This window comes from Pseudogemmobacter sp. W21_MBD1_M6 (assembly GCF_052119585.1).
Lineage (GTDB): Bacteria > Pseudomonadota > Alphaproteobacteria > Rhodobacterales > Rhodobacteraceae > JBGQOJ01.
This window is the reverse complement of the sequence record NZ_JBGQOJ010000026.1, coordinates 1-20259: the sequence shown is the minus strand read 5'-3', so window position 1 is coordinate 20259 and position 20259 is coordinate 1. Positions and strand designations below refer to the sequence as shown.

Annotated in this window: 20 protein-coding genes and 1 pseudogene; all 21 read right to left on the bottom strand. The window is 60.8% G+C overall.

The window, feature by feature from the left end:
- Nucleotides 1-876 (bottom strand): amidohydrolase family protein, encoded by an 876-nt coding sequence (locus ACEN2R_RS17735; protein ID WP_442044019.1) that lies wholly within the window; start codon nt 874-876, stop codon nt 1-3.
- Complete coding sequence (locus ACEN2R_RS17730) at nt 869-1441, bottom strand: carboxymuconolactone decarboxylase family protein (protein ID WP_442044018.1); 573 nt, start codon at nt 1439-1441, stop codon at nt 869-871. The genes ACEN2R_RS17735 and ACEN2R_RS17730 overlap by 8 nt, the downstream gene beginning before the upstream one ends.
- A complete protein-coding gene (locus ACEN2R_RS17725; protein WP_442044017.1) occupies nt 1438-2079 on the bottom strand; it encodes a glutathione S-transferase N-terminal domain-containing protein in 642 nt (213 codons plus the stop codon). The genes ACEN2R_RS17730 and ACEN2R_RS17725 overlap by 4 nt, the downstream gene beginning before the upstream one ends.
- Complete coding sequence (locus ACEN2R_RS17720) at nt 2076-3386, bottom strand: TRAP transporter large permease (RefSeq protein ID WP_442044016.1); 1311 nt, start codon at nt 3384-3386, stop codon at nt 2076-2078. The genes ACEN2R_RS17725 and ACEN2R_RS17720 overlap by 4 nt, the downstream gene beginning before the upstream one ends.
- Nucleotides 3383-3907, bottom strand: a complete 525-nt coding sequence (locus ACEN2R_RS17715; protein ID WP_442044015.1) for a TRAP transporter small permease subunit — start codon at nt 3905-3907, stop codon at nt 3383-3385. Before ACEN2R_RS17715 ends, ACEN2R_RS17720 begins: the two co-directional genes overlap by 4 nt.
- Before the next feature lie 53 nt (nt 3908-3960).
- The gene (dctP, locus tag ACEN2R_RS17710) at nt 3961-4962 is read right to left on the bottom strand and encodes a TRAP transporter substrate-binding protein DctP (protein WP_442044014.1); all 1002 of its coding nucleotides are present in this window, start codon (nt 4960-4962) and stop codon (nt 3961-3963) included.
- 115 nt (nt 4963-5077) lie between these two features.
- Nucleotides 5078-6016, bottom strand: a complete 939-nt coding sequence (locus ACEN2R_RS17705; RefSeq protein WP_442044013.1) for a LysR family transcriptional regulator — start codon at nt 6014-6016, stop codon at nt 5078-5080.
- Nucleotides 6017-6347: 331 nt separating this feature from the next.
- Entirely contained in the window at nt 6348-7097 is a 750-nt protein-coding gene (locus ACEN2R_RS17700; RefSeq protein WP_442044012.1) for a DUF1028 domain-containing protein, read from the bottom strand.
- Between the two features lies 1 nt (nt 7098).
- Nucleotides 7099-8886, bottom strand: coding sequence for a gamma-glutamyltransferase family protein (locus ACEN2R_RS17695; RefSeq protein ID WP_442044011.1), 1788 nt, complete (start codon nt 8884-8886; stop codon nt 7099-7101).
- Between the two features lie 18 nt (nt 8887-8904).
- On the bottom strand, nt 8905-9780 hold the full coding sequence (locus tag ACEN2R_RS17690; protein WP_442044010.1) for an ABC transporter permease: 876 nt from the start codon (nt 9778-9780) through the stop codon (nt 8905-8907).
- Nucleotides 9780-10724: an ABC transporter permease gene (locus tag ACEN2R_RS17685; protein WP_442044009.1), complete on the bottom strand. Its 945-nt coding sequence runs from the start codon at nt 10722-10724 to the stop codon at nt 9780-9782. Before ACEN2R_RS17685 ends, ACEN2R_RS17690 begins: the two co-directional genes overlap by 1 nt.
- A gap of 64 nt (nt 10725-10788) precedes the next feature.
- A complete protein-coding gene (locus ACEN2R_RS17680) occupies nt 10789-12294 on the bottom strand; it encodes an ABC transporter substrate-binding protein (RefSeq protein ID WP_442044008.1) in 1506 nt (501 codons plus the stop codon).
- Entirely contained in the window at nt 12291-13373 is a 1083-nt protein-coding gene (locus tag ACEN2R_RS17675) for an ABC transporter ATP-binding protein (protein WP_442044007.1), read from the bottom strand. The genes ACEN2R_RS17680 and ACEN2R_RS17675 overlap by 4 nt, the downstream gene beginning before the upstream one ends.
- Entirely contained in the window at nt 13370-14359 is a 990-nt protein-coding gene (locus ACEN2R_RS17670; RefSeq protein ID WP_442044006.1) for an ABC transporter ATP-binding protein, read from the bottom strand. Before ACEN2R_RS17670 ends, ACEN2R_RS17675 begins: the two co-directional genes overlap by 4 nt.
- Complete coding sequence (locus tag ACEN2R_RS17665) at nt 14349-15044, bottom strand: FadR/GntR family transcriptional regulator (RefSeq protein ID WP_442044005.1); 696 nt, start codon at nt 15042-15044, stop codon at nt 14349-14351. Before ACEN2R_RS17665 ends, ACEN2R_RS17670 begins: the two co-directional genes overlap by 11 nt.
- 662 nt (nt 15045-15706) lie before the next feature.
- Nucleotides 15707-15952: a MoaD/ThiS family protein gene (locus ACEN2R_RS17660; protein WP_442044004.1), complete on the bottom strand. Its 246-nt coding sequence runs from the start codon at nt 15950-15952 to the stop codon at nt 15707-15709.
- Complete coding sequence (locus tag ACEN2R_RS17655) at nt 15940-18198, bottom strand: xanthine dehydrogenase family protein molybdopterin-binding subunit (RefSeq protein WP_442044003.1); 2259 nt, start codon at nt 18196-18198, stop codon at nt 15940-15942. The genes ACEN2R_RS17660 and ACEN2R_RS17655 overlap by 13 nt, the downstream gene beginning before the upstream one ends.
- A gap of 1 nt (nt 18199) precedes the next feature.
- Nucleotides 18200-18676 (bottom strand): (2Fe-2S)-binding protein, encoded by a 477-nt coding sequence (locus ACEN2R_RS17650; RefSeq protein WP_442044002.1) that lies wholly within the window; start codon nt 18674-18676, stop codon nt 18200-18202.
- Nucleotides 18673-19536, bottom strand: coding sequence for an FAD binding domain-containing protein (locus tag ACEN2R_RS17645; RefSeq protein ID WP_442044001.1), 864 nt, complete (start codon nt 19534-19536; stop codon nt 18673-18675). The genes ACEN2R_RS17650 and ACEN2R_RS17645 overlap by 4 nt, the downstream gene beginning before the upstream one ends.
- A 20-nt stretch (nt 19537-19556) precedes the next feature.
- Nucleotides 19557-19751, bottom strand: coding sequence for a hypothetical protein (locus ACEN2R_RS17640; protein WP_442044000.1), 195 nt, complete (start codon nt 19749-19751; stop codon nt 19557-19559).
- Nucleotides 19752-19870: 119 nt separating this feature from the next.
- A pseudogene (locus ACEN2R_RS17635) lies at nt 19871-19969 on the bottom strand (IS6 family transposase); the annotation flags it as partial.
- Between the last annotated feature and the right edge of the window lie 290 nt (nt 19970-20259).

The following is a 20259-nucleotide window of genomic DNA, read 5'->3' as shown; positions in this document are numbered from 1 at the left end:
TCAGCTCTCCTCAAATCGGTAAAGGCGTGTCGGATTGTCCACCATCAGCGCCTTCAGCGCCGCCGTATCCGGCGCGATATGCGGCAGAAGGTCGAACAGGTCGCCGTCATCGGGCGGATCGGTGCGGTAATTAGGGTGCGGCCAGTCGGTGCCCCAGACGACGCGATCGCCAAACCGCTCTACCACTGCACGGGCGAAGGGCACTGAATCGCTGTAAGGCGGATCCTGCCGCGAGGCACGCTCGCACCCGGACACCTTGCACCAGAGGTTCGGATGATCAAGCAGACGCAACAGCGCCTGAAACGGGGGCTGTGCCATACCCTCCGAGGCATCCACACGGCCGATATGGTCAACAATGACCGTCACCGGAAGATTGGAAAGAACCGGCGACAGTGTCTCGATCAGTCCGGCCTCCATATGCACTTGCACATGCATTCCCCGATCCCGAAGACGTGGCGCAAGCGCTTGCAGTTCATCATCGCTTGCACCGGGCGCAAGATGCGACATGTAGTTGAACCGCACCCCACGAAAACCCTGCGCGGCAAGGGTGTCCAGCGCCGCATCGCCCATATCCGGCGGGGCAAGCGCCACGCCCAAATACCGACCGGGCCGTGCCTGCATGGCATCGACGACAACGCTGTTGTCATAGCCATGCACGGCAGATTGTACGATCACGCACCGCTCTATCCCCATTCTGTCATGCAGGGCGAACAGCGCCTCTTTCGGCGCGTCGGCGGGCTTGTAGCTGTTCGTATCGGTGAAGGGAAAGCGCGCAGTCGGGCCGAACACATGGCAATGGCAATCGGTCGCGCCTTTCGGCAGCACGCTGCTGGTCGCGTGCGACTCGGGATTCCATGTCAGGGGCGTGTCAGTCATCTTGCAACTCCGGCGCCGGATCGTCGCCGATCGGCGGAACCTTGAACACATTGATGGTCAGGGAAATCAGCGTGTAGTAACCAAGCAGCCCGATCAGATCGACCAACGCGGCCTCGCCCAGCACCGAAACTGCGCGGGCGTAAAGGGCATCATCGACATTGCGGGTCTCATGCACGGCGCGGGCCACGTCATGCACGACCTCTTGGGCGGGCTCGTCGAACGACGGGCGCTGGTTCAGGCGGATCGCCTCGATTATAAGCGGCGAAAGCCCCGCCTTCAGGGCAAAGCCCTTGTGTATCTGCCATTCGTACTCTGACCCGAAGACGCGCCCCGTAACAAGGATCGCAAGCTCTGACAGGCTGTCGGCCAGCAGGGTGTCATAGCGGCAATAGCGCCCCAGATCCTGCGCCTTAGCCGCCAGTTCGGGGCGGTGCAGCCAGACGGCCAAAGGTCCCCGAACCCCGCCGCGCGGGCCGCTTGCAATAGCATTATGGATGTCCTGTTGCCGCGCATCATAGGTCGCGGGGTCTGGTGCAGACAGGCGTTGATCGGGCCAGCGGCTCATTTCAGTGTCCTTTCGGTTGCGGCCCAGCAGGCATTGGTCTGTGCAAAACGGTCCAACCAGATCGTCAGGCCCGGACAATCGGCGCGCCAGTCCAATGGCTGCCGCCAGTCCAGATAGCCAAGACAGGCGGCCAAGGTGATAGTGACCAGATCGGCCCGAGTGGGATCTGGAGCATCGGCCTCGAAAACGGCCAGCGCTCGGCTTATCTTGCTGCGCTGATGCGCCAGCCAACGATCAGAGGCCATCGCCGGATCGCGAAAACGGTGTTCATAGGTGACCAGCAGCGCGGCGTCGGTGATGCCATCGGCCAGCCGCGCACGGGTCAAGGCGCGAAATCGGGCCAATCCCTGCGCGCGAAGCAAGCCGCCCTCCGCAAGCCCGTCCAGCATTTCCAAGATCACATGGCTGTCAAAGAACGCCTCGCCCGCGATCAGCAGGCAAGGCATCTTGCCCAAAGGGTTCTGCACCCGCAGGCTGTCCGCCGTGTCCAGTGTATCGGCCGGCTCCAGCGTGACCCTGTCGGCCAGCCCCAGAACAAGAAGCGCCATGCGCACCTTGCGCCCGAAGGGGGACGTGTCCGTGCTGCGCAGCACGACGGGCACCGACGGATCGTCGATCAAGGCGCGTAGGTCCATCATTTCATGCGCTCCGGCAGGAACAGCGCGATCTGCGGAAACACACACAAGATCATTAGCATAAACAGACCCGCCAGCATAAAGGGCATCAGGCCACGGAACACATCCTCCAGCTGGACCCTCCCTCCCGAGGCCGATTGCACAACGAAACAGTTGATCCCGACAGGCGGCGTCACGGCGCCGATCTCGACCAACAGCACCACAAAGATGCCGAACCACACCGGATCAAAGCCAAGATCCATCATCACCGGATGGGTGATCGGCAGCGTGATCGCCAGCAGCGCCGGCGCGTCCATCAGCATGCCTAAGGCCAGATAAATCAGTGCAACCAGTGCCACGATCACCCACCGGTTGACCTCTAGCCCGATCAGAAAGCCTCCCACTGCATTGGTCATGCCCGATAACGCCAGAAACTTTGAAAACAGCAAGGCGCACATCAGGATGGCAAAGATCATCGCCGTAGTGCGCATTGTTTCCATCAGCGTCTCGCGCATGGCGATGCCCCTGAAGCCGCGATGACGCACCAATGCCAGAAGAAAGGTCAGCATGGCGCCGATCCCGCCGGCTTCGGTCGGGGTGAAAATGCCAAGGTACAGCCCCGATACAATCGCCACGATGACCAGAACCAGCGGCCCCGCCATACGCAGTGACAGCACTTTTTCCTTAAGCGTAAAGCGCCGTGTGTCGATTGGTGCCAACGAGGGCGTGATACGAACCCTGATCCAGATCGCAAGGCACAGGATCAGCGCAAACAGGATCCCTGGAATGAACCCCGCGATCAACAGCGCGCCAATCGAACTATCAGTCAGAATACCGTAGACCACGACCAACGCCGAGGGCGGTATCATCACCGCAAGCGTGCCCGCGATCGCGATCGAAGCCGACGCGAGGCTTTTGTCATAGCCGCGGTCCAGCATTTGCGGCAGTGCAAGCTTGGTAAAAACCGTGGCCGTCCCAACCGACGAGCCTGACGCCGCCCCAAAGGCAGCAGCCCCCAGCGTCGTCGAAATGGCCAGCCCGCCGCGCAGACCGCCCAGCCACTTGGACGCCGCTTCGAACAGATCCTCGCCCAGACCGGCACGCATGGCGAAAAACCCCATCAGCAGGAACAGCGGAATGACCGAGAAATGGAATGAATGGGTGGTGTCGAAGAAGACCGTCGACAGCAGCGCCGTCGACGCGCTGAAGCCGACAAGCGCGGCAAGGCCAATCGCACCCACAAGGCCCAGCACCACCATGACGTTGACGCCCAGAAGGATGCCTGAAAACAGACCCGCCGTCCCGAGCAGGCCGATTGCGAGATTGCTCATTCTATTTCCTCCGGTTCGCTGTCAGGCAGGGTGCCGCCGCGTGCGGCCACAGCCGCGTCAATTAGGAATTGCAGGGTCAAAAGCGCCATGCCAAAGGCAATTGCCCCCTTGATCGGCCAAAGCGGGTAGCGGATCGAACCGCGCTCGATCTCGCCTATAGCAATGGACTTGGCCGTCAATCGCCAGCCCGCGTACGTTGCCCAGGCGAACAAAGCCGCCCCCGCCAGCATGGCAAACACCACGGCGACGCGCCGGGCTTTGACAGACAGTTTTCGGGTCAACAAGACGACCTTGATGTGCCCACCTTCATATTGCGTCATCGCCAGCGACAGAAAGACGATAATCGGCAGGGCGCCTTCGGTCAGCTCCAGCGTTCCGGCGATTGGGGCGTTGAACAAATATCGCAGCAGCGCGTTGGCCACGACAAGGACCATCACCGCCAGCAGGACCACGCCCGCCGCCAGGCCGCAAAAGTTAAGCACGCGGCCAAAGCCCGCACGAATACGCATCAAAGAGTGCATCAGAAATCTCCTGTAAGGCCGGTGCAGACATTGTCCGCACCGGCGATCAGCCTTCAGAATTTCAGCATGCCGACTACGTCATCGACAGGAACATCCAGCGCCTTGGCCTTTTCGATCCATTCCTGACGCCCCGCTTGCACCTTTTCATCGGCAACCAGCGCCTCAAGCTCGCCTTCGGGGAACGCGATGACCTCGACGGCCAGATCGCCCTTCCACAGCTCGCGCACACGGGCGGCGTCGTCATCCAGCATCCGGCTATACTCCAACAGATAATCATGCCCCAGCTGATCCACGACAGCGCGGGTCTCGGCATCCATCGAGGTATAGCTATCAAGGTTCATGGTAATGATATGACCGAAAGAGGCACCAAATGGCACTTCCATGTAATACTTCGCCACCTCGTCATACTTCCAGCCACGCGCCAAAGCCGGGCCGATCGGCGTGCAGTCAATGACCGAGCGTTGCAGCGCCTCATAGGCGTCCGATGTCGTGATCGAGACCGGCGTCGCCCCCATCGCCTCGATCAGCGCAGGATAGGCAAAGCCGTAAGACCGAATACGCAGGCCCTTCATCTCGGCGACCGAGGTGACCGGCTTGGTGCAGAGCAACCCGTAGCTTTCCAACGGACGGAAGCCAACGGCATAGAGGTTCTGCTGGGCGAGTTCCTGCGCGAATTGCGGATATTTCGCATGCCAGGCTTCCATCGCCTCACCAACGGCTTTGGCGCCCATCGGTTGCGGAATAAAAAAGCCCACCGTGTTGTTCAGCGGCAGCAGGTCAGGAAAATACGGCGTGATAACATCGCCGAAATCGCCGACGCCTGCGGCCAGGGCCTCGGGGATTTCGCGCGCCTTGGCGACAGAGCCACCCCAGAACATCTCGATCTGGTGCTTGCCGCCAGTGCGTTCGGCAAATTGATCAACAAACCACTGGGTGGTGATCGCCTGCGCGTCGCCTGCTCCCTGTGGCTTGGACGTTATCCATTTATAGGTATCCGCGAACGCGCCGCTGGCCAGAACGCTGGCCACGGCTGCGATGGAAACGAGTGTCTTCATGATATGTCCTCCCTTGGAACCGAACCCTCCGATCGATCCTTGCGGAAGGCGTGACAGAAAATACGTCATACCAAAAATACTCTTTTGTCATGACTTTCATGCCCTATAAGCATGATTAATGCCAGATGTCCCGCGCGACCAGATCGGCGACGATTTCGCCGATGGCGTGTTCGACCTCCAGAACCGCCATGTTACGGCGCTGGTCCGATTTGATTGCCGTACACAGTCGCCACTGCACCTCTGGCTCGATGATCGGTGCCGCAGTCAGGGTGCCAAGATGGAATTCCGTCAGCACCCCACCGAATGTCAACAGCGTGTAGCCGTGACCGTCCCGCACCAGCGCCTTAAGCTGCCAAATCCCGTCAACCCGCTGAATGACGTTCAACGGGTGACCCGCAGCTTCGGCGTGCTGGTCCGCCAAAAGCCGCAGGTAATTCGCCCGCGACGGCATGATCAGCGGCAGCGCCGCAGCCTCTGCCAAAGTATAAAATGGCTTGTCCAGGGCACCGGCCCGCCCGATCAGGTGAAGTTTTTCGACCAGAAGCTCCTGACTGGTGATGTCAGGGCGCTCTGGCGGGTTGTGCATCACCGCCAGACCGATCTGCCCGTTCAGAAGCCAGTTCTCCAACTCGCGGCTGAACCCTTCGCGAAACCGCAGTTCAATCTCGGGGAAATGCGCCTTGACATGGCGCAACAGCGGCGGCGCGATGAATTCGCCCGGCGTGGGCGGCATACCGACAACGACTGTACCGGCGGGCTTTTCCGAACTGGCCGTCACATCATGGAACGTCTGTGCAAGCTGCCCGAAGATGGCATAGGCCCGGTCCAACAGGATCTTCCCCGCAGGCGTCAGATCGACCCCGCGCACAGAGCGATCAAACAGCACAAGGTTCAGGTCACGCTCGAGACTGGCAATTTTCCGGCTGAGCGCAGGTTGCGCGATGTGCAGTCGGTTCGAGGCGCGGGTGATATTGCGCTCTTCCGCCACCGTCACAAAACAGCGCAGTGTCCGGATGTCCGGCTCCCAGTCAGACGTGATCTTAGCTTCGGCCATTCAGGTCTCCTCAGCGCGCCTGTCCGAATGTCCCCGCTGTCATCCGTGTCGCACGGAACAGACTGCGATCTATGCCTTGCATATGAAACCTGTTTTTTCAATCACTGTGCAGTTTGTTGAATGCAGGGGCTTTGTTGATGGCGTCGGGTCCAGACACGCTCTGGGCGATGCGCGAGATGGTCACAGCAATGCCGGATCAAGGAGATCGGGCCTGGTGATCTCCGTCTGAATAACGATCCGGACTGTTGGCCTACGGAGCGTGTTGAATGCCGTTCAAAACGTTCCTGCCCAAGTCATCCGTTACAATGGAATAGGAAAACAACACGCGAACTCACTTGTTGACCATATGCGAGGCCGTGGGTTCCCCGCGTGCGATACGCTCGGCCTCCAGCCGTGCAATCCGCGCGTCGATTTCGCTGCGATCCGTCAATCCGTGCGGCGTTTCGCGGGTCGCCAATGTCTCGGCCACCAACAGGAACCGCTCCTGCGCGACGGCATACAGGCGCCGCAATTCCAACAACGGATCGGCATTGTCATCAGCGCGGATATCAAGCCAAGCATAGTCCTGATCGCGATAGACGACGAGGCAGGCCGATTGCTTGCCGCGCTTGTCGCCTCCCGCATCCTCGCCCGCCTGCATCGCGATCAAAAGGCGCTCGGCCAGCGGCTTGTCCATGGCCGACTGATAGGCGCGCAGTGTCTCCTCTACAACCTGCGGACCTTCCAGCATGTTGCCAGCCACCGATACGCCCTCGGCCAGACGGTGACCGGCCCAGTCCACGCAGGCCGCCCCGGTGAAGGCGGCATTGCGGCCTTGTGCGTCGATCAGGTGAAACTGGCGGTTCGGGTGGCCGTCATCCCGCCCGGTGAAAATCGGCACGATTGCCTCGGGCGGGGCGCCCGCATCCATCAGGCGCAGCCCGTCCGGGCCGTAGGTGGGGTTGACGAACGCCTGTGTGGCTACTGCCCCGACCCGTCCGCGGATGTGCGGAACAAGGGCGCCCACGGCGAAAAAGCGGCTGGCGACAGCGATGCCGAAATGGCCGGTTACGGGGTCTCTGGCGACGATGGAATAGGTCATGTCAGCGTCCGATCGCATAGGCCTGCATCAGGCGGGGGGTGGCTGCGGCGCGCAACAGCCCATCAGGATCACGCCGGGCGGCGGTCAAGCGGCCCACGGTCCATTCCTCGGCCTCGGTGATCAGATGGCCGCGCGCGCGCAAGTCGTCGAGAACGGCAGGGCCAAAGCTTTTCTCGGCCATAATCATACCGGGCTGGCGGGCTCGCGGATAAAAACTCGCCGGGAAATGGCTGGTGTGAAAGAGCGGCGCGTCAATCGCCTCCTGAAGGTTCATCCCGAAGTGGACATAGCGCAGGAAGAAGGCGAGTTGCCATTGGTCCTGCTGATCGCCGCCGGGTGTTCCGAAGGCCAATTGTGGTTGACCGTCCTTTAATGCCATTGACGGTGTAAGTGTGGTGCGCGGGCGTCGGCCCGGTTGCAACGAGGTGGGCAGCCCCGGCTCAAGCCAGTACATCTGCGCCCTGCTGTTCAGGCAGAAGCCAAGTCCGGGGATGGTGGGCGAGGATTGCAGCCAGCCGCCCGAGGGGGTGGTGGAGACCATGTTGCCCTCGTTGTCGATCACGTCGATATGCACTGTGTCGCCCTTTTTCTCGGACAGATGCGCCATCGTCGGCTCATAAACCGTCTGATCGGTTGCCGAGATCGCGTCCAGCATCGCCAATGTGCGCGTGCGCTGGCCCTCGAAACCGGGAACGGTGCCGGGGGTAAGGTCGAAGCTGGCCTTGTCGCCGATCAAGGCGCGACGGGCCTCGTTATAGCTGTCGGACAGCAACACATCCAGCGGCACCTCGGCATGGTCGGGATCGCCGTAATAGACCTCGCGGTCGGCATAGGCGAGCTTTTTAGCCTCGACCACATTATGGACGAAGTCGGCCCCATTCGGGTCCATCGCCGCAAGGTCGATCCCCTTGAGCAGCGCCAGCGCCTGAAGCAAGACCGGTCCCTGCGTCCAGGGCCCGCATTTAGCAACGGTCCATCCGTGGTAGTCATAGGTCACCGGGGCCTCGATATTGGCAGAGTAGCCGGCGAGGTCTTCCATCGAGAGCACGCCGCGATGGCGGCTGCCTGAGGCGTCCATCACCTCGGCGGTTTCAAGGAAGTCACCGATCTTCTCGGCGACGAACCCCCTATAGAAAGCATCCCGCGCCGCATCGATCCGGGCTTCGCGTCCGCGTTTCGCCTCGGCGGTCTGCACGATCAGCTTCCACGTCTCGGCCAGCGCCGGGTTGCAGAAATTCGAATAGGGTGCGGGGGCCGCCCCGCCGGGCAGCCAGGTCTGATACGAGCTTGGCCACTCCTTTTTGAAGAAATCGCCCAACCCCTCAATCGTGGCGGATACGCGAGGCAGCATCGGGTGCCCGTTTTCGGCGTACCAGATCGCGGGGGCCATCACCTCTGCCAGCGACAGGCGACCATAGTCGCGCAGCATCAGCATCCAGCCGTCGAAGGCACCGGGAATGACCGTGGCCAACAGCCCGTCACCGGGGATGACCTTAAGCCCCTCGGCGCGGTAATGTTCGATCGTCGCACCTGCGGGCGCGGCGCCTTGGGCGCAGATTACCTCTATCTTGCCTTTGGCCTTGGAATACACAAGCGCGGGCATATCCCCGCCCGGCCCGTTCAGATGCGGTTCCAGCACCTGAAGGGTCATGCCGGTGGCCACGGCGGCATCGAAGGCATTGCCGCCCTGTTCCAGGATTTTCATTCCGACAGCCGAGGCAATCCAATGGGTCGAGGTGACAACCCCGAAGCGGCCCAGAATCTCGGGGCGGGTGGTGAATGATGTCATGTGTCTACTCCCGGACAGTCAATGTTCGCGCGGGTCCAGCGCATCGCGCAGCCCGTCGCCCATAAGGTTGAATCCCATAACCACAAGGAAAATCGCGGCACCCGGCCAGATGGCCATCCATGGGGCCTGGGACAGAAAATTTTTGGCAATGTTCAGCATCGATCCCCAGCTTGGCGCGGGCGGCTGCTGGCCCAGCCCAAGGAACGACAGCGACGCCTCTGCAATGATCGCCGTTGCGACGGTCAGCGTCGCCTGCACAAGGATCGGTGCCAGCACATTGGGCAGGATATAGCGGAACATGATCGCTCCGTGTCCAAGGCCGATAGCCCGCGCACCTTCGACAAAATCCTCCATCTTCACGGCCAGAACCTGACCGCGGGTCAGCCTAATAAAGACGGGCACCGCCGAAAGGCCGATGGCAACCATGGCATTGGTCAGCGACGGCCCCAGAAACGCCGCCAGCGCAATAGCCATGATCAGGAACGGCATCGCCAAAAGCGCATCGGTGACGCGGCTGATGACGCCATCGGTCCAGCCGCCGAAATAGCCGGCAACAAGACCGAAGGGCACCCCCACCGCCACTGCGATCATCACTGAAACGACACCCGCCAGCAAAGAGGCCTGCGCGCCCCAGATCATCCGCGAGAAGACGTCGCGCCCCAGCTCGTCCGTGCCGAACCACGCGAGCGTGGAGGGCGGCTTGCGGATGGCGGTCCAGCTGGTGGTGATCGGGTCGGCGATGGGCAGGACCGGTGCCAGCACCGCCAGCGTCACGAAGACAAGCACGATGGCGGCCCCAAGCAGGGCGCTCCGGTTCGAGCGCAGCTTTTTCCACGCCCGGCTCTGGCGCCGTTGCGGACCTGCGATGGCGGTGGCAGTGTTGGCGGCAGGCATCAGTTGGTCCTTAAACGGGGGTTAAGCAGCACATAGGCGACATCGGCCACAAGGTTCATCGCGATAAATCCGATGGCTGTGCACAGCACAACGCCTTGGACCACGGCGAAATCGCGGTTAAAGACGGCATCGACGATCAGCTTGCCAAAGCCCGGAATGGTAAAGATCTGTTCGGTCAGCACTGCGCCTGCCAGAAGCTCGCCAAAAAGCAGCGCCAGAAGCGTGACAACCGGCAGAACCGCATTGCGGAAAGCGTGTTTGAGCACGACAACGCGGTTGCGCAGACCCTTGGCGCGGGCGGTGCGGACGTAATCGGCCTGAAGGACCCCCAGCATCGCGGACCGGGTGTGCCGCATCAGCGTGGCGGCAAGCCCCGTGCCCAGCACAAAGGCCGGCATCAGCATCGTCTGGAACGATCTGACCGGATCGACCCATGGGCTTTCGTAGCCGGAGGCGGGCAGCCAGCCAAGGTTGACCGAAACCAAAAGGATCAGCATGATCCCCAGCCAGAAATTCGGGATGGAAAGGCCCGAAAGCGCCACCACATTTGCCAGCCAGTCCACCCAGGTGCCCTTGTGCACCGCAGATAGAATGCCCGCCGGAATACCTATAAGCACGGCAAAAATCATCGACATGATCGCAAGCTGGATCGTGACCGGCAGTTTCGAGGCGATAAGCGAAAGCACGGGTTCATTGGTGCGCAGCGAAATTCCCAGATCGCCCCTGACGACATCGCCCAGCCAGTAAAGATATTGCATCGGGATCGGATCATTCAGGCGGTATTTCTCGCGCAAAAGCTCTATCACCGCCGGGTCGCGGTCTTCGCCTGCCATGACAAGGATCGGATCGCCCGGCAAGAGCTTCTGAAGCCCGAACACAAAGACGGACACCAGAAGCAATGTCGGAATCGCAATCAGGATGCGGCGAAGGATATAGGTCAGCATGGGCAAATCCGGTCATGCGGGGAAAAGCCCTGCGCAGGCCAATGCTGCGCAGGGCGGTTGCGTGCTAGCCTTTGGAGACGCCTGCAAGGCGGATCATCCCGTCGGGATAAGCGGTGAAGCCTTTCAATGCGTCCGACATGGCCCAAAGCCAAGTCTGGTGATAAAGGTAGATGATCGGCAGCTCGGCGTTCAGGATCGTGCCTGCCGCATCATACTTCGCCTTGCGCTCTGCCGGATCGGTCGAGGTGCGGGCGGCGTTGAGCAGGGCATCCACCTCTTCCGAACAGAACTTGGAGTCGTTCAGCCCGCCCTTGCAGGTCACGAAGGAATGGATGTTGCCATCGGGGTCGGTCCGGCCCGACCACCCCACCTGCGTGCCCTGATAATTGCCGGCGCTTTGCTCCTGCAACATGGTGGCGAACTCGGTGGCCTTGATTGATACGTCGATACCGGCCTCGGCTGCCATCGCCTGAACCACCTGCATCAGCTGCAACTGCACCGGGTTGTTGGCAACCTGCACCTCGACGTCGATCCGGTCAATCCCGGCCTCTGCCAGCAGCGCCTTGGCTGCCTCGAGATCGCGCGCAGGCACCGGGTTGGATGCGTCATACCACGGCGAGGTCGGCGGGAACGGCTGGTTTCCGGCCGCATAGGTTCCCTCGAACACCACCTGGTTGATCACCTCGCGGTCGATGGCAAGCGACAGCGCATGGCGCACGCGCGTATCCTGTCCGAAGGGTGTTTCCGCACGAGGGCCGTTGGCAAGGTTCACCGTAATGCCCTGATACCCAAGGCTCGTGGCGGCCTCGAACCGAAGCGATCCATCGGCCTTGACCGCAGCGACATCGGACGGTGCCAGCCGCTCTAGCATGTCAAGATCGCCCGAGCGCAAGTTGGCGAGACGAACGGTCGTGTCCGGGATCGGCAAAAAGACCAGACGGTCAAAGCTATATTTATCTGCATCGTAATGTTCTGCGAATTTCTCTAGAACTATACGGTCCTGCTGAATGCGTTCGACGAATTTGTAGGGGCCGGAACAGACTGGACTATTGGACAGCTCTAGACCCTTTTCGGCGGCGGCGGTGGGCGACACCATCATGCCCGCGCGGTCGGACAGCTGCGCAATCAGCGTTGCATCGGGGGATTGCAGGTTGAACGTCACCTCGTGTGGGCCGGTCGCCGTAACCGTCTCGACCGAGGTCAGCTCTGACTTGCGACGGCTTTCGGGCAGGGTCTTGGACCGGGTGATATTGGCCACCACCGCCTCGGCGTTGAACGGGGTGCCATCGTGGAACGTCGCATCGGTGCGCAACTGCATCACCAGCGTCTTGCCGTCTTCGGACCAGTTCCACGAGGTGGCAAGCTCTGGCACGAAGTCGAGTGCGGGGGTGATGTTCACCAGTTTGTCGCAGAGGGATTCAAACACGATGCGCCCGACAAAGGTCCGCGCCTGATCGCTGTCAAGCGCATCGGGATCCTCCTGAAGGCCTATTCGCAGATCGGTGGCCATGGCCGAAGAGGCCATGACAACCGACGCAAGTAGCGTGGTCAGCAGCTTTTTCGTGATCATTTGATAGTCTCCTTGCTGGGGGTTCCGTTTTGCGTTGCACGCCGCCACAGGGCAAAACGTGCTTCGGCTGCGGCGCTGCGGTGCCCTGCTACCGCAAGCGGAAGCACGGGGGGCGGCAGGTCGTTCCAGTGGTGGCAGGCCACGTGATGCGGGCCTTGCGAAAGCGTCGGTCGGGTGCTGTGACAGATGTCGGTCGCATAGGGGCACCGCGTGCTGAACAGGCAGCCCGGCGGTGGCGCTGCAGGCGACGGCATATCCCCCCCAAGCACCTTGCGCCCCTTGGCCCCGCCCGGCACCGGCACCGGAATCGCGGCAAGCAGCGCCTGTGTGTAGGGATGGCGCGGCGCAGTGAATAGCGCCTCGGTTCCGGCCAGTTCGACCACCTCGCCCAGATACATCACCGCGACGCGGTCACTCATGTGCCGGATCACCGCAAGGTCGTGCGCGATGACAACAAGCGTCAGCCCGAACTCGGCTTTCAGATCCTCCAGCAAGTTGACAATCTGGGCCTGAACCGACACGTCAAGCGCCGAAACAGGTTCGTCCCCGATCAGCAGTTTCGGCCCTGAGGCCAGCGCCCGCGCGATGGAAATGCGCTGTCGCTGCCCACCCGAGAATTCATGGGGAAAGCGGTCGGCCATCTCGGGGCGCAGGCCGACGCGCACCATCAGATCCGCCACTTTCGCACGTCGCTGCGCGGTGCCAAGCGTCGTGTGGACGCGCAACGGCTCGCCGATGATCGCCTCGACCGTCATGCGCGGGTTCAGCGACGAGAACGGATCCTGAAAGATGAACTGCATCTCGGCCCGCTTTGCCCGCATTTCGGCGGGCGAAAGATCGGTCAGCGGTGTGCCGTCATAGATCACCTCGCCAGCACTCGGGTCGATCAGCCGCAGCAAAAGCCGCGCAAGCGTGGATTTTCCGCAGCCGGATTCCCCGACGATGGCAAAGGTCTCGCCCCGCCTGATCCGAAGCGATACGCCGTTGACCGCGTGAATGACCGTCGGGGTGCGGAACAGGCCCCTGCCCTGTTCGAACCGCCGTTCAAGGCCGCGGGTTTCAAGGATGATATCGCTCATGCCACTGCCGCCATCCGTTCGAGGGGCGCGCGGAAGCAGGCCACCCGCTGTCCGTTGGTCATGTTGGTCAACGGTGGCCGACCAGCGTCGCAGCCTGTATCGGCAAAAGGACAGCGCGAGGCGAAACGGCAGCCCGGCGGCATCGCATCGGGGCCGGGGACCGAACCGGGAATGGTCAAAAGTCGCCCCTGACGACCGGATATGGCGGGCATCGACCCCATGAGCCCCAGTGTATAGGGATGCTGCGGATCGTCGAATATCTGTGCCACCGGGCCGCTTTCGACCACGCGGCCCGCATACATCACCGCCACGTCGTCGGCGATCTCGGCCACGACACCCAGGTCATGGGTGATCATCAGCAGCGCCGCGCCGGTTTCCTCCTGAAGCTCTCGCATCAGGTCAAGAATTTGCGCCTGAATCGTGACATCAAGCGCCGTCGTCGGCTCGTCCGCGATCAGCAATTCGGGATCGTTCACCAGTGCCATGGCGATCATCACGCGCTGTCGCATCCCCCCCGAAAGCTGGTGCGGATAGTCGTCAAGCCGCTTTTCCGCAGCCGGAATGCGCACTTTGCGGAACATCTCCAACGCCCGGTCGCGCGCCTCTGGCGCAGAACAGCCCCTGTGTCGCCGCGCCGCCTCGGCCACCTGATGGCCAACGGTGAAGATGGGATTCAAGCTGGTCATCGGCTCTTGAAAGATCATCGCGATCCGGTTGCCGCGCAGATCCTCGATCTCATTCTCGGGGCGCGTCAACAGGCTCTGCCCCCGGAACAACACCTGTCCCCCGGTCACTTGTGCGGCCTGCTTCGGCAGCAGCCCCATGATGGCCAGCGAGGTCACCGATTTGCCGCAGCCCGACTCGCCCACCAGACACAGCGTCCGACCCGGATCGATCGAAAGGCTTACCCCATCGATCAGGTCGATCGTCTGTCCGCGAAACCGGATAGAGAGGTCGCGGATGTCCAGCACGGGTTCAAGGCGCATCGGCGGGCTGCTCCATCATTGTAAGGTTCAGAACGCCATCGTTGACGGCCTTGATATGCGCGCGCATCGCCTCTCCGGCGCGCACCGGGTCATGGGCCGCAATCGCCTCGACGATCTCGTGGTGCTGGCCCTTGTATCGTTCAAGGTTCGGGCGGTTGCGGGCCTGTTCGCGGATCGCGCGCCAGCTTTCCTCGTGGCGGGACCGGTCGATCGTGTCAAAGATCATCAGAAAAAAGCGATTGCCCGCTGCTCGCGCAATTTCGCGGTGAAAGGCGGAATCCCAAAGCTCACGGCCGTCAGCATCCTCGGTGACTTCGAGGCGGGACAGAATGTCACGCATCCGCTCCACACTTTCGGCCCCGGCGCGCAGCGCTGCAAGCTGGGCCAGATGCGGTTCGATCCGCAGGCGAACCTCCATCACTTCGGTGAGGTTAGCCTCGGGAGCGGGTGTGTCGATAAGCGTATCAGGTCGCGGCCCTGCAAATGTGCCAGCACCTTGCCGCCGCCAGACCAAACCCTCTGCCTCCAGCACCTCCAACGCGCGCCGGACCGAGCGGCGGCTGATCCGTAGCGCTTCGGCAAGCGCGCGTTCGGTCGGAAGCTTCACGTCGCCCGTTTGCGGCATCTCGCAAAGCATCTCGCGAAGCCGCTCGAAGGCGAGGCTGGAGTTGTCTTGTTCCGACACCAAGGATTCCTTTGCACCAATTCTTATTGGTACACGTTCACAACAGATCGCAAATCACGCAAGGGAAAAATTAGAATTCCGAACATGGTCATAAAAATATGGCATTAATTTAATCAATATGGCTAATATTTAGTCGTCGTCGAAAGGGTTTCTTGGCTTTCCGCTGTTCAACTGCAGCGCACGTGAACCTTTTTTAATTGGTACACCCTCAACTGCAGGGGAGACTTTGTTGACGGCGCGGATGCCCTCCCATGGCATCAACAAGCCCGTCACACGTCAGAAATCGGCGAAATCAACGGGGCATAGGCGGCAGTTACGGATCCTTGGGACTTCGTCGTCAGAATATTCAGGTCTTCCAGAGTTAACGCGCTACTTCATACTCCGCATCATGGTATTCGATAGAATACTTGTGAGATGAATGGCCGGATTGTCCGGTTAAGGTTGGACAAAATGGCCCCAGAAATTGCAATCGTTGTTCTGCTTACACCTATTAATGGCGTTCTCGCAGGTAACCCCAAAACAAAACTTCCCCGCCGGAGGCGCAGCTCAGGGCGCGAAGCGCCCATAATCTACTGCGACTGAAACATCGATCAAATTTCGAACAACCAGATGTGCTGCGGTTGGCCCGAAACCAAGTTGGGTCACAGCGAAGTCGCCGACTATCACCCGCCTGTCATATAGGGCATGAGGACCACTTCGCTCTCTGGCCCGATTTCGGTAAACCATGCCTCGCGGTAGATTTTGCCATCCAATGCCAGCGACACGCCGCGTTCGATTTGCGGTTTCAGGCCGGGGTATTGGGTCGCCAGACGGTCCAGCAATTCCTTGAAATTGCTCGCATCGACGTCGACTTCACCCTGTCCATCCGTGGCAGACCGCAATGATCCCCAGATCGTCACCTTGACCATGCGGACCCCTTTTGCCCGATCGTCTTCAGCAGCTTTGGCGGCGACATCGGCAGTTCGAACATGCGCTTCCCGATGGCGCGGGCAACCGCGTTTGACAATGTGGCCAAGGGCGGCACGATCGGCGTCTCGCCGACCCCGCGCACGCCATAAGGATGACCCGGATTCGGGATTTCAAGGATGACGGTTTCGATGTCCGGCAGGTCCGAGGCGACAGGCACCCGGTAATCAAGAAAGCCCGCATTCTGCAGCAATCCATCTTTGCCGTAGATGTATTCCTCGTTCAGCGCCCAGCCGATCCCCTGAACCGCTCCGCCTTGCATCTGGCCCTCGACATAGTCGGGATGCACGGCCTTTCCAGCGTCCTGAAACACCGTGTAGCGCAGGATCTTGGTCGCGCCGGTTTCCGGGTCAACCTCGACATCCGCAAGATGCACACCGAAACTTACCCCCGCGCCGTCTGCATTGACCTCGTGGTGACCTGCGATCGGGCCGCCGGTATTGGCAGAGATCGCCGCGATCTCCTTGATCGACATCGGGGCAAAATTGCCTGCATTCGCGCCCGATGGCTTGGCGCATCCCTCTTCCCACATTACAGCGTCTTCATCGATGCCCCAGATTTTCGCAACCCGCCCGCACATCACCTTGATCGCGTTCCGCGCCGCCTCGATCGTGGCAAGGCCTACTGAAAAGGTGACGCGACTGCCATCGGTCACGTCGTTGTAGCCAAGCGAATTGGTGTCGGCGATGATCGTCCTGACCTTGTCGTAGGGAATGCCAAGCTCCTCCGCCGCCATCTGGCTGATCGCCGCCCGAGAGCCGCCGATATCCGGGTTGCCTTCGGTAATCCCTACCGTGCCGTCGGTATTGATGTTCAATGACACGCAGGTATTCCCGCCGAAATTGAACCAGAATCCGCAGGACAGACCGCGCCCCTGATTTGGACCAAGGGGGGCGGAGTAATGCGGATGCGCCTTTGCCGCCTCAAGCGTGGCCCGAAGACCGATGTCATCAAAGGTCGGACCATAGGACGACTTCGTTCCCTTGGCAGCGGCGTTCTTCAGCCGGACGTCCAGCGGATCAAGGCCAAGGTCCTGACACAGCTCGTCCACAACGCTTTCGACAGCATATATCGCCATCGGGGCACCGGGCGCGCGGTAGGCGGCCTCTTTCGGGCGATTGGTCAGCACGTTCCAACCCAAAGTCTGAACCGCGTCAAGATCATAGCAGGCAAAGGCGCTTTGGGCCCCCATCGCCGCAGTTCCCGAAGGAAATGCGCCGCCCTGATAGCGCAGACGGGCTTGCGCAGCGGTGATACGACCATCCCTGGTCATGCCGATCTTTACATCCATAGAGGACGACACCGTCGGCCCCGTCGCCTTGAACACCTCGTCGCGGGTCATCACGATCTTGACAGGCCGCCCCGATTTGCGGGACAGGGCAAGGGCCACCGGTTCGATGAACACCGTCGTCTTGCCGCCGAACCCACCGCCGATTTCCGAAGCTGTCACCCGCAACTGGCTGGCGTCCATACCCATGATTTCGGCGCACAGGGTGCGGACATAGAACTGGCCCTGCGTACAGCACCACAAATCGCCCCGTCCGTCCGACGACATCGACGCAAGGCAGGCATGCGGTTCGATATATCCCTGATGGGTCGCGGCGGTGGTAAAACTGCGCTCGATGATCTTGTCGGCCCTAGCAAAGCCCGCCTCCAGATTGCCGTGCCCGAATTCGCACTGGCTTGTCACATTTTCCGAAAATCCCGCCGCAACGTTTTCCAGAACCCGCCCTGCCTGAACAACCGGCGCGCCCGCGCGCATCGCCTCGTCCACATCCGTGACATGAGGCAGGACGTCATAGGTCACCCGGATCAACTTTAACGCCTGCGCGGCTACGGCTGCGGTGGTCGCGGCGACGGCGGCAACGGCGTGGCCATGATACAGCGCCTTTCCCCGCGCCATGCAGTTGTCCTGCACATCACGGATTGACAGATCATCGGGCACTCCGAAATCTGCAGCCGTGACAACCGCTTTGACCCCCTTCAGTGCCTCTGCCGCAGAGGTGTCGATGGACCGAATGATGGCATGAGCATACGGGCTGCGCAGAATGCGCCCCACCAGCATGCCGGGTGCAGTCGCATCGGCACCATACATCGCACGTCCGGTCACCTTTTCGACGCCATCGGGGCGCGGAGGGCGGGTTCCGACCACTTTGAACACGCGGTTCACCTTTGAATCCAAAGCCATCTTATGCACCCCTCATTTCGGCTGCTGCGATCTGAACGGCTTTTATGATCTTGTCATAGCCGGTGCAGCGGCACAGGTTTCCCGCAAGCCAGTATCTGATCTCTTGATCGGTCGGGTCCGGATTTTTTTCAAGCAGGGCCTTTGCCGCAACCAGAATGCCGGGGGTGCAGATCCCGCACTGCAGGGCGGCATGGTCAATGAAATTACGTTGCAAGGGATGCAGGTGATCGCCTGTTGCCAGCCCCTCGACCGTGCCTATTTCAGCGCCGTCGGCCTCTACCCCCAGAACCAGACACGAACAGACAAGGCGCCCGTTCAGCGTCACGCTACAGGCGCCGCAGTCGCCGGTCCCGCAGCCCTCTTTTGCGCCGGTCAGCCCAAGACGATTTCGCAGCACATCCAGCAATGTCTCGTCCGGTGCACAGACAAATTCAGTCTGGTCGCCATTCACCGTGGTCGAAATGTGAAGGGTATTCATGAGCGGCCTCCTGCTCGTTTATAGGCAATCAACGCGGCCCGTTTGGCCAGAACGCCAACAACCTGGGTGCGGAACGCGATGGTTCCACGCTTGTCGTCGATTGGATTGCACGCGGCGGAACAGGCCGCCGACAAGGCCTCCAGCGCGACCAGATCAAGCTTTGTTCCGATGATGCATCTGGACGCGGCATCGACCAACACGACAGTCGGCGCGATTGCTCCAAGTGCGATCTGCGCCGCTATGCATGTGCCGCCTCCGTCAAGTTCCAGACTGACAGCGGCTGAAGCTACGGCAATGTCCATTTCCGTGCGAGGTGTAAAGCGAAGATAGGCGTCTGCGGCGCGTGCGGGGCGTGCGGGCAAAAAGATCGAGGTCACGATCTCGCCCTTTGCCAAAGAGATACGGCCCGGCGAGACGGGTATGTCCTGCACCAGACAGTCCCGAACACCGTCCGGCCCCACGATGCGCGCCGTTGCGTTCGCGGCGACCATGGCGGGAACGCTGTCTGCCGCAGGCGACCCGTTGCACAGATTTCCGGCCATCGTCGCCCGCCCCTGCACCTGCGTCGAACCGATCAATTCGAAGGCTTCGACGACCCCCGGCCAAAGCGCGGCAACGCCCTCGTGCTCTCCGAGCGAAGCGCCAGAGACGGCAGCGCCAATTCTGAAACCCCCGTCCTCAGCGAGGATGTCTTTGATCTGGTCGAGGCTTTTGATGTCGACAATCAGATCCGGCTCAATGATCCCTGCCTTAAGCTGCACCAGGATATCCGTTCCGCCCGACAGCACGCGGGCAACGCCCGGCTCGTTTGCCAAAAGACGTACGGCTTCCTCTGCCGTCGCGGGTTTCTCATATCGCATCGTGGTCACCCCATTCCAAATCAAATCGCAAATTCTTGCCAAACCCAAAGGAGAAACTGGCAGTGCGTCCCCGCCAAAAGGGCGGCCTTGGCGCGCCATTTCACTTTCTTCTTGTTAGCACTGACAGCCAGCCAAAGCCACATTTCACAAGCATGGCCCAGCAGGATCAGGGTGCTTCCGTTCTCGAAGACAGAATCATCTTTAAGTTCGCACATAGCCCCGATCAACAACCTGAGCGACCGCATCGCGCTTGAACTCGTCAGTGAATTTGTTCGTGGACATCTCGTCCTCCTTGCTTCCAAAGTTACCAAGCAAGGCATCTACAAATCTAGGGGCTATTCAGTGAAAGAGGAAAACGGATGTACATCATCACCGCCAGGCGGAGCACCTCAGGGCTGGTTTTGAAGTAGCGAAATGGGTTGCGTTTTGTCATTCGGCAAGGCTAGGCCGACGTTCGGCCCAGCTCAAGCCAGTTTCCTCTGACAATGCCGTCCGGCTAAATCTGATTGTCGATGCCGCCTTGCGGTGACTGAGAATCAGCTTGCATCGCGTTGGCCATTTTTGGTGACCAGGTGGTGACTCAAATTTTGAAACACGTTTAGCGCCCCTTGGGGCGCTGTGTAAGTCACTGTTTTATTTGATTAAATTGGTTGCGGGAGTCAGATTTGAACTGACGACCTTCAGGTTATGAGCCTGACGAGCTACCGGGCTGCTCCATCCCGC